The organism is Wolbachia endosymbiont (group A) of Apoderus coryli, from assembly GCF_947251615.1.
Taxonomy (GTDB): domain Bacteria; phylum Pseudomonadota; class Alphaproteobacteria; order Rickettsiales; family Anaplasmataceae; genus Wolbachia.
On record NZ_OX366367.1, the window covers coordinates 951,368 to 967,258 of the forward strand.

Annotated in this window: 20 protein-coding genes; 18 read left to right on the forward strand and 2 right to left on the reverse strand. The window is 36.4% G+C overall.

Annotated elements, in window-relative coordinates; translation table 11 throughout:
- Nucleotides 1-7 precede the first annotated feature (7 nt).
- On the reverse strand, nt 8-805 hold the full coding sequence (locus OPR43_RS04815; RefSeq protein WP_264377343.1) for an ATP-binding protein: 798 nt from the start codon (nt 803-805) through the stop codon (nt 8-10).
- 51 nt (nt 806-856) lie between these two features.
- Nucleotides 857-1,348, reverse strand: a complete 492-nt coding sequence (locus OPR43_RS04820; RefSeq protein WP_264377344.1) for a sigma-70 family RNA polymerase sigma factor — start codon at nt 1,346-1,348, stop codon at nt 857-859.
- 872 nt (nt 1,349-2,220) lie between these two features.
- Between OPR43_RS04820 and OPR43_RS04825 the strand changes: the two genes are divergently transcribed.
- The 18 genes from OPR43_RS04825 (at nt 2,221) to OPR43_RS04910 (ending at nt 15,875) form a co-directional block, all read left to right on the forward strand.
- Nucleotides 2,221-2,691, forward strand: coding sequence for a Holliday junction resolvase (locus OPR43_RS04825; RefSeq protein ID WP_264377345.1), 471 nt, complete (start codon nt 2,221-2,223; stop codon nt 2,689-2,691).
- 135 nt (nt 2,692-2,826) lie between these two features.
- Nucleotides 2,827-3,291, forward strand: coding sequence for a hypothetical protein (locus tag OPR43_RS04830; protein ID WP_265034394.1), 465 nt, complete (start codon nt 2,827-2,829; stop codon nt 3,289-3,291).
- Nucleotides 3,292-3,294: 3 nt separating this feature from the next.
- Nucleotides 3,295-4,779 carry an ankyrin repeat domain-containing protein gene (locus tag OPR43_RS04835; RefSeq protein WP_265034395.1) on the forward strand — a complete coding sequence of 495 codons (1,485 nt, stop codon included), beginning with the start codon at nt 3,295-3,297 and terminating at the stop codon, nt 4,777-4,779.
- Nucleotides 4,776-6,602, forward strand: coding sequence for a phage terminase large subunit family protein (locus OPR43_RS04840; RefSeq protein WP_265034396.1), 1,827 nt, complete (start codon nt 4,776-4,778; stop codon nt 6,600-6,602). The genes OPR43_RS04835 and OPR43_RS04840 overlap by 4 nt, the downstream gene beginning before the upstream one ends.
- A gap of 3 nt (nt 6,603-6,605) precedes the next feature.
- Nucleotides 6,606-6,830, forward strand: coding sequence for a gpW family head-tail joining protein (locus OPR43_RS04845; RefSeq protein ID WP_187297528.1), 225 nt, complete (start codon nt 6,606-6,608; stop codon nt 6,828-6,830).
- On the forward strand, nt 6,830-8,257 hold the full coding sequence (locus OPR43_RS04850) for a phage portal protein (protein WP_264337665.1): 1,428 nt from the start codon (nt 6,830-6,832) through the stop codon (nt 8,255-8,257). Before OPR43_RS04845 ends, OPR43_RS04850 begins: the two co-directional genes overlap by 1 nt.
- Entirely contained in the window at nt 8,254-9,366 is a 1,113-nt protein-coding gene (locus OPR43_RS04855; RefSeq protein WP_265034397.1) for a S49 family peptidase, read from the forward strand. The genes OPR43_RS04850 and OPR43_RS04855 overlap by 4 nt, the downstream gene beginning before the upstream one ends.
- Entirely contained in the window at nt 9,341-9,703 is a 363-nt protein-coding gene (locus OPR43_RS04860) for a head decoration protein (protein WP_265034398.1), read from the forward strand. The genes OPR43_RS04855 and OPR43_RS04860 overlap by 26 nt, the downstream gene beginning before the upstream one ends.
- Before the next feature lie 36 nt (nt 9,704-9,739).
- Nucleotides 9,740-10,744, forward strand: a complete 1,005-nt coding sequence (locus OPR43_RS04865) for a major capsid protein (RefSeq protein ID WP_265034399.1) — start codon at nt 9,740-9,742, stop codon at nt 10,742-10,744.
- 91 nt (nt 10,745-10,835) lie between these two features.
- Nucleotides 10,836-11,156: a head-tail joining protein gene (locus tag OPR43_RS04870; RefSeq protein ID WP_264377373.1), complete on the forward strand. Its 321-nt coding sequence runs from the start codon at nt 10,836-10,838 to the stop codon at nt 11,154-11,156.
- On the forward strand, nt 11,149-11,637 hold the full coding sequence (locus OPR43_RS04875; protein WP_264377374.1) for a phage tail protein: 489 nt from the start codon (nt 11,149-11,151) through the stop codon (nt 11,635-11,637). The genes OPR43_RS04870 and OPR43_RS04875 overlap by 8 nt, the downstream gene beginning before the upstream one ends.
- Nucleotides 11,618-12,091, forward strand: coding sequence for a hypothetical protein (locus tag OPR43_RS04880; RefSeq protein WP_065094331.1), 474 nt, complete (start codon nt 11,618-11,620; stop codon nt 12,089-12,091). The genes OPR43_RS04875 and OPR43_RS04880 overlap by 20 nt, the downstream gene beginning before the upstream one ends.
- Complete coding sequence (locus OPR43_RS04885) at nt 12,078-12,533, forward strand: phage baseplate assembly protein V (protein ID WP_264683012.1); 456 nt, start codon at nt 12,078-12,080, stop codon at nt 12,531-12,533. Before OPR43_RS04880 ends, OPR43_RS04885 begins: the two co-directional genes overlap by 14 nt.
- An 8-nt stretch (nt 12,534-12,541) precedes the next feature.
- On the forward strand, nt 12,542-12,796 hold the full coding sequence (locus tag OPR43_RS04890) for a PAAR domain-containing protein (RefSeq protein WP_065094333.1): 255 nt from the start codon (nt 12,542-12,544) through the stop codon (nt 12,794-12,796).
- A 5-nt stretch (nt 12,797-12,801) separates the two neighbouring features.
- Nucleotides 12,802-13,137, forward strand: a complete 336-nt coding sequence (locus OPR43_RS04895; protein ID WP_264683014.1) for a GPW/gp25 family protein — start codon at nt 12,802-12,804, stop codon at nt 13,135-13,137.
- Between the two features lie 9 nt (nt 13,138-13,146).
- Nucleotides 13,147-13,944: a baseplate assembly protein gene (locus tag OPR43_RS04900; RefSeq protein WP_264683015.1), complete on the forward strand. Its 798-nt coding sequence runs from the start codon at nt 13,147-13,149 to the stop codon at nt 13,942-13,944.
- Nucleotides 13,945-13,950: 6 nt separating this feature from the next.
- Complete coding sequence (locus OPR43_RS04905) at nt 13,951-15,168, forward strand: phage tail protein (protein ID WP_265035667.1); 1,218 nt, start codon at nt 13,951-13,953, stop codon at nt 15,166-15,168.
- A gap of 20 nt (nt 15,169-15,188) precedes the next feature.
- On the forward strand, nt 15,189-15,875 hold the full coding sequence (locus OPR43_RS04910) for a hypothetical protein (RefSeq protein ID WP_264683019.1): 687 nt from the start codon (nt 15,189-15,191) through the stop codon (nt 15,873-15,875).
- Nucleotides 15,876-15,891 lie beyond the last annotated feature (16 nt).

Sequence of the window (15,891 nt, forward strand, 5' to 3'; positions counted from 1 at the left end):
TTAAATTTTAAAACTTGCTTTTAATCTTTGTAAGCAGCTTACCTAAGTGTGGTTCTTCAACCATACTCAGGCGTCCACTACGGTCCTTAGCTGGGTATCCCCAAGGGTTTAAAGTGTGGCAAACAAAAGAGCGCTTCTCCGTTCCATCATTTTTCTTGATTCCAATCATACTGATTACTTCGTCAACTATCCCAGGAATTTCACTAGCAGTTTTAGCCCCTTCGCATTGAGGTAGCCAAATTGGACGATTGAAATCATCGAGATATTGACCTAAAGTGCCAACTATGATGATGTCTTTGTCTCTGATGTGTTGAAATTGATTGAGCCAAGCCATCATTTCCTGAGCAAGTAATCCATATGCAGCTCTCATGTCCTGTTTTCCCGATCTCTCAGAAAAAGCCTCAGGTTGCATTTTTGCCCATAATAGACATAAACGTGAAGCAACGGTTATACTATCTACAAAGATGCATCGGTATTTAGAAAACTCAGGGAAAAGATCTTTGTACTTACCAGATACATGTTCATGGTGTCTTTGGCTATATGCTTGATCAGACTTCAGCGCAGGATTAGGCCCCCCTATAAGACAAGCAATATCTCTAGCTTCATTCCAAGTGCGAAGACTAATTGAATCTCCTTGCCAATCTTGAACAGCAAGAAGCCCTGCTTCAAAATCAAGGCAAAGTGTTGGTTCATCTACGGTCTTTAGGAGACTTGTTTTACCAATACCATAAGGACCAAAGATGACCATTTTTACAGTTGATATTGTTTGCAATCTTTCATTATTATTCAAAATTTTAAGAACCATTATTTATCCATGCTACGATGTATATATATACAAGAAAGGCAAAAATTTTGTTCAATTTTTCTTTTTGCCTTCGTAGTAAATAGGAGAAAGTTTGGCACGTATCTTCTTGATAATATTGTTTAAAGTGGTTCTTGAAACGTTGTTCATTTTGGCAACTTCATGTAAGTTAAAAAATTTAAGTTGCTCACATATATTTTGCCATTCCTTTGGTAAAACCGAGATCATATAGTCTACATCAATGCGTTTTGTTATTTCACCCTCAAGTAGCTCTGTTACATCAATGCTAATATAGTTATTGATATTACGTTTTGCACATTGCTGTTTCTTTAACATGTTAATAGCTTTATTTTCAGTTAATCTTGCTACAAAGGTGTTAAAACTACTTTTATCTTCATCATACTGATCAAGACATGGCCAAATTTCACAGAAGAGTTCTTGCTCAAGGTCTTCGTTATTCTCATCAATAAAGCACTTGGCAAGTTTTAGTCTATAGGCTTGGTATTTTACGTTTTTAACAATTATAGCTATATTTTTTAATTTCATGGTTTTCCCTAAAACAAATTAATGCTTTAAGGATGGAAGTTATTAATGCCCTTATGTAGGACAGGAGCAAAAATAAATAATACTGATGCAATTTTTAATCTATTGATATTCTATTGTTTTTTTTTGAGAATAATACTGATACAATTTAAAATAATACAGTTCAGGTTTTTGGAACCTATTTTGAATGGATTTCAATATTTTTAAGAATGGGTAGCTCAGGCTTCCTAAAGTTATATTAAAAACATATAAGAATTTCATATTTTGAAATTCAATATCACCTAAAGAGCTAAAAATGTGGATTTCGCTATTAAAAGAATAGCTTAAATTTTTAAGAGGAAAATAGTTGAAAAGTATGCTCTCTATAACCTTAAGTTCCGTTCCTAATTACTGGCTTCCTAAATCAGGAATTAGGAAGCAGGAATCTAGAATTAGCCTGTATGGCGGGTTTTCACCATGCGTTCCTAAAACCGTTCCTAGGAACGGCATATCTGAAGTCCGCCAATATGGAGGATTCTAGCTTCCTGAAACCCTTATATATAATATATATATAATACATATATAAAAATATACACATATATAAAAACATATAAAATATAAGAGTAGAATAATAAAAACCTCTAAAAGTAGAGAAACCCGTTTGAAAGGTCTTCAAATTCAAGAATTATAAAAAAAAATTCCTAAAAATTTGAAGATTTTTTGGACGAAAATTTTTCAAATCTTGTATATATATGTACACAACAATTGAAAGGCTTGGTAAACAAACTGGCTGTAAAAGAGTTTTTATGTTAGTTGTTAAATTTCGAAAATTAAAGATTTTTTGGACGTAATTTTTTCAAATCTTGTATATATATGTACTCGGCAATTGAAAGGAAATGCTCACCCTAGATCTTGGCAAACAAACCGGCTGGACTATTTTAAATGATGGAATAGTGCAAAGTGGAAGTAAGAGTTTTCATGTTAGCAGGTTTAGTGGTGGTGGAATGCAGTTTTTAAATTTTCGTAATTGGCTTAATTCACTTAAGTATAAATTTCCAGGCATTGAAGTTGTATACTTTGAAGAAGTGAGAAGACACTTGGGAACTGATGCTGCACATATCTATGGAGGGTTTTTAGCACACCTTTCTGCTTGGTGTGAAGAAAGTAATATTCCCTATCAAGGTGTTTCGGTTAAGACTATTAAACGTTTTATAACTGGCAAGGGCAATGCAAGTAAAGCTGATGTAATTGAAGCAGTGCAGGAAAAGGGTTTTTGTCCAACAGATGATAATGAAGCAGATTCTTTAGCATTAATGTTCTATGTTATGAATTTTAGTAAAGATTTTAATATGTTGGAAATATCATAAAAAGTGGGTCCTTTTGGCCAAGCTGGAGGGTTTGGTGGTCCCGACCTCGGGCCTTCTTTAGCGTTAGACATATTTCAAATGTTAACTACTTACGAAATTATAGCTGAGCAGTGCTAAAATAAGGAGAAAAAAAAGGTGAGAATTACGCAAGCAGAATGGGCAAGGGAAAAAGGGTTTTCGAGGCAATATGTCTGTTCTTTAGTAAAAAAAGGAATAGTTGAGCTGGAAGATGGACTTATTGACCGAGAACAAGCAAATGAAGCGGTAGCAGCAATAAGAGATCCAAGTCAACCACTGAGGAGAAAAGAGCGCGGAGAAACACTTTCAACGATATTGCTAAAAACGCGAATAAAAAATGAAACCGAGCGTGGTAAACTTTTGGAAGCTAAAGTGAAAGCTGAAATAGGCAAATTTGTGTCAATTGAAGAGGTAAAAACTGAAGCATTTAACGTAGCAAGAGTTGTTCGTAATAATTTGCTTAATATTCCAAATAGAGTTTCAGCACTGCTTGCATCACTGAGTGACACTGAAAAAATTCATGGAACATTGACCGAGGAAATTACAAACTCACTTGAAGAGTTATCTAATATTAAATTTTAAATAATGGCTGATAACTTAAGTTTAGAATTAATAAAATGCCTCATTAATCAACCTGGATTAGATGTTAATGTCAGAGGATTAAATGGAAAAACCCCACTACATTGCGCTATAGAGTTTGATGAATTAAGTATGGTGGATCTGCTACTCACAAAAAAGAATATCAATCCTTTTGTAGAAGATAATGATGGCAAAACATCTCTTGATTACGCCAAAGAAGAGAAAAAAGCAGAAATATTGAAAGCGTTAATTAGTAACAAATACGGGTCAGAACAAGATAGTTTACTGCATTTAGCTGCAATGATAGGTGAAGTTAATGCAGTCAGATATTTGATAGGAAAAGGTATTGACGTTAATGTACGAAATGCTCTGCATCATACGCCATTACATCTAGCAGCAGGAATAGGACATGCAGAAGTTGTAAAGATTTTGATAAGAGAAGGAAAAGCTGAAATAGATGTCTTTGATGCGCGAAATCAGACACCAATGCACTATGCAGTTAATAATAAAAAGTTAGAGATAGTAAAGTTACTGCTGAAACTTGGAGCAGATGTAAATAGTGCACGTATGGGACAAAACTCAATGAAATTGTCGCCTGTTCATATAGCTGTAAGTAATACTAATTATGATGAAAGGGATTTATGTCTTGATATCCTCAAATCCTTAATAAAGGAGCCTAATGCTCAAGTCAATTTGCAAGACTATGAAAATAAAACACCACTACATTACGCTGAAAGACTTAAAACAATAGAAGTTTTACTAACGCGAGAAGATATAGACCCTCTGGTAAAAGACGATAGCGGCAAGACACCATTTGATTACGCTAAACCTGAGATAAAAAAGGCTTTGATGAGTAATAAATACGGTTCTGAAAAGAATAGTCTACTCCATTTAGCTGTACAAACGGGAGAAATTGAGCTTGTAGATGCAATTTTAAAGGAAGAAATCGATATTGATATTGTAAATAATAAAGGTTTATCACCGATTTACCTCGCTGCGGAAAAAGAGCATTTACATGTAGTAAAGTTATTGCTGAAAAAAGGAGCAAATTATACACCTGTTTTACATTTAGCAATCAAATCAAACAATTTAGAGTTACTCAAAGTTTTGTTTACTGAAAAAAATGGGGCATTGCTCTGCAGAGATACCGTTGTTAATTTTCCAACCATTCATAATAAATATATAGCACAGAGAGAAATAGCAGATAAGAGGACGAAAAAATATAATAATATTATCTGCATCTGTATTACAGTCAGCGCAACAGCAGTAGCAGTATATATAGGGTTAATCACAACAACAATAAGCGGTGCAATCATTTTTGCAACAATAACAGGAGTATTTGCGCTTGTTATAGCAATAATGATAAGTGAGATGAGCAAAAGATATATAGAAAAGGAATTTCAGAAAAAGATGTTTATGGAATTGGAGGAGTGTAGTTCTACTGTTAATGATGTCGAGATAGAACCAATTATGAGTAGATGCAGACAATGATATACGCCACATCTTTTTCTGAAGGTTTAAGACCAGATCCACTACTTAAAGTATCAGAGTGGGCGAATGAGTATCGAGTTCTAGCATCAACTGCAGCATCAGAGCCAGGGAAATGGAGAACAGAGAGAACACCATATCTTAAAGAAATCATGGATTCACTATCTCCGTCTTCACCTGCAGAAAAAGTAGTATTCATGAAAGGAGCGCAGATTGGAGGAACAGAAGCTGGTAACAATTGGATAGGCTATATCATAGATCAAACACCAGGTCCAATGTTAGTAGTACAGCCAACAGTCGAAATGGGAAAACGTTGGTCGAAGGGAAGATTTGCACCGTTGATAGAGAGTACACCATGTTTAAAGAGTAAAGTAAAAGACCCAAGATCAAGAGACTCAGGCAATACTGTACAAAGTAAGGAGTTTCCAGGTGGAATAGTAGTAATAACTGGAGCGAATAGCAGTGTAGGACTTAGATCCATGCCAGTAAAATATCTCTTTCTTGATGAAATAGATGCCTATCCAGGAGATTCAGGAGGAGAAGGTGATCCAGTACTGCTCAGTATTGCTCGAACTAATACATTTGCACGTCGAAAGATTTTTTTAGTATCAACACCAACGATTCATGGAATAAGTAGAATTGAGAAGGAATTTGAAGCAACAGATAAGCAGTACTTTTTTGTTCCCTGTCCGCATTGTAATTATTACCAAGTATTAAAGTGGTCACAAATAAAATGGGAAAATAATGACTCAAAAACAGCACATTATGTCTGCACTGAATGTAGCGGCAAAATAGAAAATCATCAAAAGACAGAGATGCTAGACCGTGGAGAATGGAGAGCTACAAATCAAGTACACAATAGCAAAGTAATAGGATTTCACCTTTCAAGTCTTTATAGCCCAGTTGGGTGGTATAGTTGGCAACAAGCAGTAGAGGATTTTCTGCATGCAAGGGAAAGTGAACAATTACTGAAAGTTTGGATCAACACAACGCTTGGAGAAACCTGGGTAGATAAGGGAGAAGTACCAGACTGGAAGCAATTATTCAACAGAAGAGAATTTTTTCCCGTAGGCACAGTACCTAAGAGAGAAGTGGTACTTACTGCAGGTGTTGATGTTCAAAAAGATCGGTTAGAAGTAGAAGTTGTAGCCTGGGGAAAAAGCCGTGAAAGTTGGTCAATAGACTACCGAGTATTTGAAGGAGATACAGGAAGTGGAGAAGTATGGAAAAAGCTTTCAGAGCTGTTAAATCATCATTTTATCGGTGAAAATGGGCTTGAATATATGATAAGTATGATGGCAGTAGATGCTGGATATGCAACGCAAGAAGTATACAATTGGGTAAGAGGTCATCAAGGCTGTGGAAGAGTAATGGCAGTCAAAGGTGTAAATAAAGCTCTAGTACCACTTAGCAGTCCAAGCAGAGTAGATATAACAGTTGGTGGGCAAAAGCTGAAAAGAGGAATAAAGCTATGGCCAGTAGGAGTATCGATATTAAAGTCAGAACTTTTTCAATTACTTAATGTTTTAAAAGAAGAAGAGAAAGTGCCAGCAGGGTATTGTCATTTTCCCGAGTATGCACCTGAGTATTTTAAGCAGCTAACGGCAGAGCAATTAGTCAGCAAGGTAGTAAAAGGATACACCAAACAAGAGTGGCAAAAAGTAAGAGAAAGAAATGAAGTATTAGATTGCCGAATTTACGCAAGAGCAGCATCAATAGCACTGGGAGTAGACAGATGGCCAGAGAGTAAATGGAATAGTTTAAGTGAAAAACCAGAAAGTAAAAAATCAAAGAAAATAGTGAAAAGTAAGTGGATCAGCAAGTAGTAAATGTATAACGAAGAGTATTTAGTTCAAATTGAAGAAGCGATAAAGAAGCTGCAAAACGGAGAGCGAGTGGTATCAATTGCATATGGTGACCATGTGGTGAGATATGCAGAAGTAGATATAAATGATTTACTAAGCTTAAGACAACGTATTAAGGCTGAACTAAAGATTGTTGGAATGAAGCCGAAGAGGAAAATTATTTTTGCTACTAACAAGGGAGTTTTGTAATGTTACTAAAATCATTCAAACAACTATTTAGCAAGCCAAAAATCAAAAGCTCAGCCTGGGATGCATCTGGCTCAGGAAGAAGGGTAATGTATTGGCAAGGAGAAACGGGAAGCATAAATAATTTACTCTCTCAAAGCCTTGAGCACTTGCGTAGCCGCTCTCGTGATATGGTAAGAAAAAATCCATATGCAGCAAATATCATTGATACAATAGTAAGTAACTCGATTGGAACAGGAATAAAACCGCAATCAAAAGCTAAAGATCCAGAGTTTCGGAAAAGAGTGCAAGAGTTATGGCTGAGATGGACAGATGAAGCAGACAGTAGTGGAGTAAATGATTTTTATGGACTGCAAGCACTGGTTTGTAGGAGCATGATAGAAGGCGGGGAATGTTTCATACGGTTAAGAACAAGAAAACCTGGAGATGGTCTGTGTGTACCGTTGCAATTACAAGTGCTTGAATCTGAACACTTAGATAATAAAACAAATCAAACTTTAGCAAATGGTAATGTAATAAGAAACGGGATTGAGTTCAATAGACTTGGGCAAAGGGAAGCATACTACCTATTTAAAGAACACCCTGGTGAAAGTACGTTTGGAGAATCAGTAAGAGTACCAGCAAACGATGTTTTACATATCTATAGACCACTAAGACCTGGGCAAATTAGGGGAGAGCCATGGCTTTCTAATATACTGCTAAAGCTCTATGAGCTTGATCAATACGATGATGCAGAGCTAGTGAGAAAAAAGACAGCGGCGATGTTTGCAGGATTTATTACGAGACTCGATCCAGAAGCAAATATTTTAGGAGAAGGTGAAAGTAATGAGCAAGGAGTAGCACTATCTGGTTTAGAGCCTGGAACAATGCAGCTTTTAGACCCAGGAGAAGATATAAAATTTTCAGAACCATCGGATGTTGGAGGAAGTTATGAAGCATTCATGAGACAGCAGCTGAGAGCAATAGCAATAGGTACAGGAATAACATATGAGCAACTAACTGGGGATCTAAGTGGCGTTAATTATTCATCAATCAGAGCAGGATTAATAGAGTTTCGTAGGAGATGTACAATGTTACAGCATAACATAATGGTATTTCAGTTTTGCCGTCCTGTATGGGATAGATGGTTAGAGTTAGCACTACTTTCTGGAGAACTAGACATAGGTGAAGAATGGACAAAGGGAAAAGAAGGAGCAAAAAAAGAAGTAAAATGGATACCACAGGGATTTGATTGGGTCGATCCGCTAAAAGATCAGCAAGCACAGCAAATGGCAGTAAGGAATGGATTTAAGAGTCGATCAGAAGTAGTATCGGAAATGGGTTACGATGTAGAAGAAATTGAGCAGGAAATTGCTGAAGATCAAAGACGTGCAAGTGAACTGGGCTTAAGTTTTGATTCTGACGTTACGGCCAATCAAGAGGTGATATGAAACAACAAACAATATGGCTAAACAGATGTGTAATGGTAGAACCAAGGAGTTTTGAATTACTGTCACTACAAACAGGAAAGCAGCCTATCTTTAAAAAGATAAAACATGCAGTAAGAAATAGTGAAAGAGGAATAATACCGATACATGGAATCTTGACAAAAAAGTCAGAAACTTTTGATGATATTTTTGGAATGACTTCCTATAATCAAATAGAAGCACAAATTACACAAGCAATAGAAGATAGTGATATAGAAACAATCCTGTTGGATATAGACAGTCCTGGAGGAGAGGTCAATGGAGTGTTTGACCTTGCTGATTTTATTTACAGTGCAAGGGGAAAAAAGAGGATAATAGCGATAGCAAATGATGATGCATATTCTGCAGCGTACGCTATAGCTTCTAGCGCTGAAAAGGTATTTGTGAGTAGAACTTCAGGAGTAGGAAGCATAGGAGTAATAGCAAGTCATATAGATCAAAGTGGGTTTGATGAAAAACAGGGAATAAAATATACGACAGTATTTGCAGGAAGTAGAAAAAATGATTTAAATCCACATGAGCCAATAACTTCTGAGAGTTTAGAAAACCTAAAAAGCGAAGTGAATCGTTTATATGGAATGCTGGTTGAGCTAATAGCACGCAATAGAAACCTTTCTGTAGAGGCAATCAAATCAACAGAAGCAGGGCTATATTTTGGCGAGAAAGCAGTAGAAATAGGTCTTGCAGATGGAATTACAATTCTTTCAGAGTTTAAATATATTAATAAAAACAGGAGTATTACTATGAACGAACAAACTATAACTGACCTAAAAGAAGAAACTAATAATTTAACTAAGTATCGTACTGAAGTTCTTGAATTAATACGTTTATGTAATATATCAAAGATGCCAGAAAAGATAGGAGAATTTATTGAGCAGGGCGTAAGTGTTGAGCAAGCAAGGGAGGTTTTAATGGAATTACTTGCAGAGCAAACGAAAAAGACAGAGATACTGAGTGCAATACCACAGAATTCAGGAGAAGAGTTGATGATGCAGGTAGCGAAAAGTCGTAGGCATTTAAAATATATAACAAAAGGAGAAAAGCAAAATGAGTACTATAACCGAACAAAATAATCTAGGTGACTTATTAAAGTATGAGGCATCAAGCCTGTATTCAAGAGACTCAATAGCAGTAGCTAAAGGTCAAAATCTTAAACTTGGTACAGTTGTTGGTCGTGATAAAGACAACATGATTAAGGTAATAAATCCAACTGCCACAGATGGAGCGATAGGTGTAATAACAAGCGATGTAAATAGCAAAGATGGAGATACTAAAGCAATAATAATTACTCGTATTGCTCTTCTTGCCGATCATGCAGTTGTGTGGCCAGCAAATATTACTGAAGAGCAGAAAAATGCAGCAGTAAAGCAACTTGAAGCACGAGGGATCATTATCCGCAAGGGAGCTTAAAAAAACTATTAAAAACACAAAAGGGGAAAATAAAAAATGCAAAATCCATTTACAAATACAGCATTTAGCATGACAGCACTAACAAATGCGATAAATATATTGCCGATAAATTATGGACGAGTTGAAAATTTAAATTTGTTTCCAAGTAGGTCAGTAAGATTTAGACATATTACGATAGAAGAGCAAAATGGAGTATTAAGTTTACTACCAACGCAAGTACCCGGAGCACCAGCAACAGTAGGAAAAAGAGGAAAAAGAAAGGTAAGAACATTTACGATTCCGCACATTCCGCATGATGATGTAGTACTGCCAGAAGAAGTACAAGGAATAAGGGCATTTGGATCAGAGAGTGAACTTAAAGCTCTGGCAGATGTAATAACCGATCATTTACAGCTAATGAGAAACAAACACGCAATAACGTTAGAGCATTTGCGAATGGGAGCGCTGAAAGGGATTATTCTGGACGCAGATGGCAGTGAATTATTAAATCTGTACAACGAATTTGAAATTACGCCAAAAGTAGTAAATTTTGCACTAGGAACTGCAACAACTGATGTCAAGCGTAAGTGTATGGAGGTATTGAGGCACATAGAAGATAACCTAAGTGGTGAATATATGACTGGAATTCATGCCTTGGTAAGCCCTGAGTTTTTTGATGCATTAACTTCGCATAGTAAAGTGAAAGAAGCATATGAAAGATGGCAAGAAGGTGCAGCGCTAAGGAATGATATGAGGTCAGGATTTACGTTTTGTGGTATAACGTTTGAGGAATATAGAGGACAAGCAACTGATCCTGAAGGAACCGTGAGAAGATTTATTGAGAAAGATACAGGGCATTGTTTTCCACTAGGAACAGCGAGCACATTTACAACATATTTTGCACCAGCAGATTTTAATGAGACAGTGAATACTCTTGGACAGCCACTATATGCAAAGCAAGAACCAAGGAGGTTTGATAGAGGGACTGATTTACATACGCAGTCAAACCCTCTGCCAATGTGTCACAGACCTGGGGTATTAGTCAGGGTTGTTGCAACATAACAACACAGGTAGAGCAATTATAAAGCAGTGTGAGGTAGAAGAATGCTTTACCTCTTCTTAGCATGTAAATGTTAGTATATAACGGAGAAATGTGCAAGAAAATATTAAGCGATTATTTAAAGATTGTTTTGCCCATTTAGGAGAAGTGGCTTTATATAAATCAAAGGATAAGTCATATATTGTACAGGTATTAAAGCAACAGCCAGATAAATTATACGAGATTGGTGAAGGACAATTTGTGGGAGAGATGCTTTTTCTTGAGGTAAATGTTTTTGATGTACTGAGGCCAATGGTGGGAGATATTTTTGTTATTGATGGCCGTAAATATAAAGTATATTCTCCACCACTGCGAGATAATTCAGGAATAGTATGGAATATAAAATGTACAGTACTTGGAGAGAAGGATGTTTAACATTGAGGTTAATGAAAATATTGAGAGAATTATTCACAACATTGATGCTAACAAAGCCAAAATAGAATTGGCAGCGGTAAGAGCGCTAAACAAAACGGCATTATGGTTAAAATCTCAGGCTGTCCGAGAAATCAGTGAAGAAAAGCAAATTAGGCTAAAAGTAATTAGAAAAAGACTAAGAATTATCAAGGCAAGGAAAAGCACTTTGAAGGTTTTAATTAGAGCATATCTGTATGATATAAATATAAAACAAGCAAAAATAAGAACAGCATTTAATGATGCATTTATGGCAACGATGCCAAGAGGCTATCGTGGTATTTTTAAACGTGTAGGAAGAACAGCACTACCGATACAGGAGGTTAAACTACCACTTGAACCTGAGGCTTCAAGGATAATAGAAAATCTTGTTAATTATGAAGTTGAAAGGATATTTGAAAAATATTTTACACATAAGTTATTTTATGACGGCATTTTGGACTAATTTACATGAGGCAATCTGTAATACGCTAAAGGCAGAGATACCAGCAATTCAAACTTGTGAGGTTTATCCAGCAATAAGGAAAGAGTTAGCAGCTCCAGCGGTATTTATAGAATTGTCAAGTCTAGAGCAAGGAAAAGATCCAGGAACAGAGGAGCTAGCGCTGAGAGCAAAATTTGAGGCACGAATAGTGATCGATAGCACAATAGAAAATGCCCCTATTATTGTCAGATCATTAGCTGCTGAGGTTGCCAGAGTAGTAAATAAAAATACTTGGAACGTGAAAAATGTTTCACCAGGAGAATTTATATCAGGAGGAGGAGATGATTTTAGGCCAGAGCTCGATGCATATTTAGTGTGGATGGTAGACTGGGCGCACGAATTGCATGTAGGGCGATCGATTTGGGAAGTGAGTAAAATAAAACCTCATTTAATCGATGTGAATGTTGGAAAGTAATTTTGCAATTTCAGAATTGCGGAGGAAATTGGCCAACATTGTCCGTATAGGCATTGTCGAAAAAATAGATTATGAAAAAGCTAAAGTAAAAGTTAAAATAGGTGAACTTGTAACAGATTTTCTTCCATGGATAACAAATAGAGCTGAAAGTTGGTCACCACCAAATATTGATGAACAGGTAATAGTATTATCACCATTGGGAGAATTGTCTTTGGGGGTGGTGTTACCGGCAATATATCAGGAAAAATACCCTCCTCCAGAGAATAAAAAGGAAGTAAATAATGTAAAATTTCAAGATGGGACAAGATTTACATATGATAAAGAGAAACATCATTTAGAGATTGAAGTAGTAGACAAGATAACACTGAATGTTGGGGAATCAAGTGTAGAGATAACAAAGAGCGAAATAAAACTAAAAGCAAAAAGAGTAAATCTAAATTAGGGAAAGGAATGAATAAATCAGTTATACGCCTAGGAGATCACTGTGAAGGAGCGTTGCTGCATTTTTGTATAAGTGGAAGCAGAGATGTATTTATAAACGGAAGACCTGTCTGTAGGCAAGGAGATAATTTTAGTGAAGGAAAAGTAATGACACAAGGGTCGAAAGCAGTGTTTGTAAATGGCAAAGCCATTGCTCGTACTGGTGACCTAATTTCCTGTGGAGCAATAGCAGAAGAAGGGAGTGATAACGTTTTTGCAGGGTAAATAATATGCGTGGTATGAGTTCTGAAACTGGTAAAACAATAAGTGGTATAGAGCATTTAAAACAATCAATAGTTGATATTTTAACTACGCCAATTGGCACTCGTGTTATGCGCCGAGATTACGGATCAAGGTTATTTGAGCTGATTGATCATCCAATTGTACCTGGTTTTGCACAAGAACTTTATGCAGCAGTTGCAGAAGCATTAGAAAAGTGGGAGCGTCGATTTAAGCTTAAACGTGTACAAATAACAGAAATAAAAGAAGGTAAAGTAACTCTCATTTTAGAGGGAACCTATCTACCAAATGGAGAGCCGATCCGCCTTGATGGTATTATAGTATAAGGTAGTAGGATGAAAACACCAAATATTGTCGAAACATTAAAATTTGAGGAAATCTTTTCGCGAATGAAAGAAGAGTTAGTGCGTCGGAATGCAAGTTTTTCTGCACTAACTGAGAGTGATCCAGCAATAAAGATACTGGAAGTAGCAGCCTGGCGTGAACTTTTGCTTAGGCAAAGGATTGATGATGCAGCACAGGCAAATTTACTTGCTTTTGCAAGAGGTAATGACCTTGATCACTTGGCTGAATTTTATGGTGTGCTGAGAAAGGAGTCAGAGAATGATGAATCCTTAAGGAAGCGGGTAAAAGCCAAAATTGTTGGTTGGTCAACAGCAGGGAGTAAGGAGCATTATCGCTATCATGCATTATCTGCTGACACGAGAGTAAAAGATGCGCAAGTGGTATCACCTATACCAGGAAGTGTACAGATTTCAATACTTTCCACAGAAAATGGTGGAGTACCTTCAGAAGAATTGCTAGAGATCGTCAGAAATCACGTTATTCGCGATGATATTCGTGTATTAACAGATACGCTTACAGTTATTGGCTGTGGTATTATTCCCATTACTATTCATGCTAAAGTGCATATTTACCCTACTGCATCCAAAGATGTTATCGAAGCTGCAAAGGAACAATTTATCAAAGATCTTGAATCTGCTAAAGGTTTAGGGTGGAATGTTACCAGATCATGGATTATTGCCCACCTCTTTATAGAAGGTATGCAGAATATAGAGCTTACAGAGCCGATAGAAGACATCGTCGTGCAAGATAATGAATGCGTTACTTTAAATAATTTAAGTGTTAGGTAAAAATTGGTGATACTTCCTCCAAATGCTTCAAAGCAAGAGCAAATACTTACAGACATAATTAATTATTCTTTTGATGCAAATTCTCTACGGGGATTTAAATTTAACCCACAGACTGAAATGTTGCCGTGGCTAGTAGCGGAATACGGCTTGGGAGAAATTTTATCCTGGGGTAAGAAAGCTACTAAGAGTGTATTAAAAGAATGGGTCTTAGCTAAGCAAAACGGAATAAGATTTCAACGTTTGCGCGGTACACCACAGTCACTGAAGATGGCGCTGAAGTGGGCAAACATTGATAATATTACCATTCAAGAAGAACCACCAGGAGAGCATTTTGCTGAATTTCAAATTGGCATCTCTGATGTTCCTAATGACTTTTTTGTCGATAGTGTAATTGCTCTGGCAAAACTTTCTGCACCGGTAAGATCTCGATTAATGCGAATATTCAATGACTATTACAATGCTCAGCGGTTTATGTTAGATGAAAGTATTTTTGGAGATCTTCTTTCAGACTACTCAGGTGTAAAAATAGCAAAAGAAGGACCAGTATTATCGTTTGGAAGAAAAAACTCATTTGAGCTGAAAATAGGAAATCCAAGATTTAAATTTGGCACTTTTAGATCACATTATGATAGAAGTTACAGTAATGATTTATATAGGTTAGATGTTGCAACATTAGGAGAGACAGAGCCTCACACGAAGAATTACAACGGTACATATGAAAGAAATCATGAGTGGTACAACTTAGAAGCACTATATCCTCTACCACAGAGTTTATTGCCAGAAATTAAGTTTGCTAAAGCATTGATAGTATTGTCAGATAGTTGGAATTTAGGGGATATCAATGCTTGTTTTGCATCAACTACTTATGAAGAAATAGAGCATACATTTCACTTAAGTGAAGATAAACTTTCTGAGCAGATTTGGAATTTTCAACGTACACCAATTTTAGAGCGATTTAGTATAACTTATTACTATGAAGCGAAGAATTTTACTGATCAAAAAATAATAGAGTCTAATTTAGTGGAATATCATGTTGATTGTAAAAATGATTCAGATTCAAAACAGAAAGATCCCATTCATGGGCTAGAAAATTACGTAGCAGCATTCTATCCAGGTATGGTTACTTGGCATGAACATCGCCACTTAAATCGCCCTTGGAAAGATTTTGATCCTATTATTGCAAAAAAATTGGACGTTTTTTCTACGGATCTTGTATATACATAATATCAACTGCACAATCAACTATGTCAGTACTCACACAATCAGGCAGAGCAGCTATTGCTGCGAGCATAAAAGAGCAACCGATACATCTTGCTTGGGGATCTGGAGATTCTACCTGGGAAAGCAGCTACAAAGTTGAAAAAACTTTTGCAGCAGGCGGCAAGATAAGTTTAGATCACCACACTATTAAAGATGTAAAAGTTTATACAGGGCAAACAATTTATCAGTCAAGCATAGATTATATAGTTGATAGTAGCTCAGGCACTATTGAGCGTGTAGAAAATGGTGCAATTATAGCAGATAGCGTAATCACTATAGAGTACACTCAAGACACACCACCGGAACTAATTACTTCTGCAACATTAATTAAGGAAGTTGGACGTCGTGTTGTTGATGAGATACTCTTTTGTACTGGTGATGATGATGGAGAGCTTCTAACTCCCACAGGTAGGTTTAAACCCTCAAATGTACCAACCAATAATTTGTACCTTAAATTTACTTTCGATTTTAACGACGCTGCAAATCAAGTTATCAGGGAACTTGGGGTTATGGTTGGTACTAAAGTAAAAGAAGGGTTACCTATAGGACAGAGATATTTTGAACCAAAAGACGTGGAAAATCCCGGAATTTTGTTAGTTTTAGAACACACCGTACCACTTATCAGAACTGCAGCAACTCGGGAAACTTTTTCATTTGTTGTAACTTTTTGAATTTTTCTAGCATAAA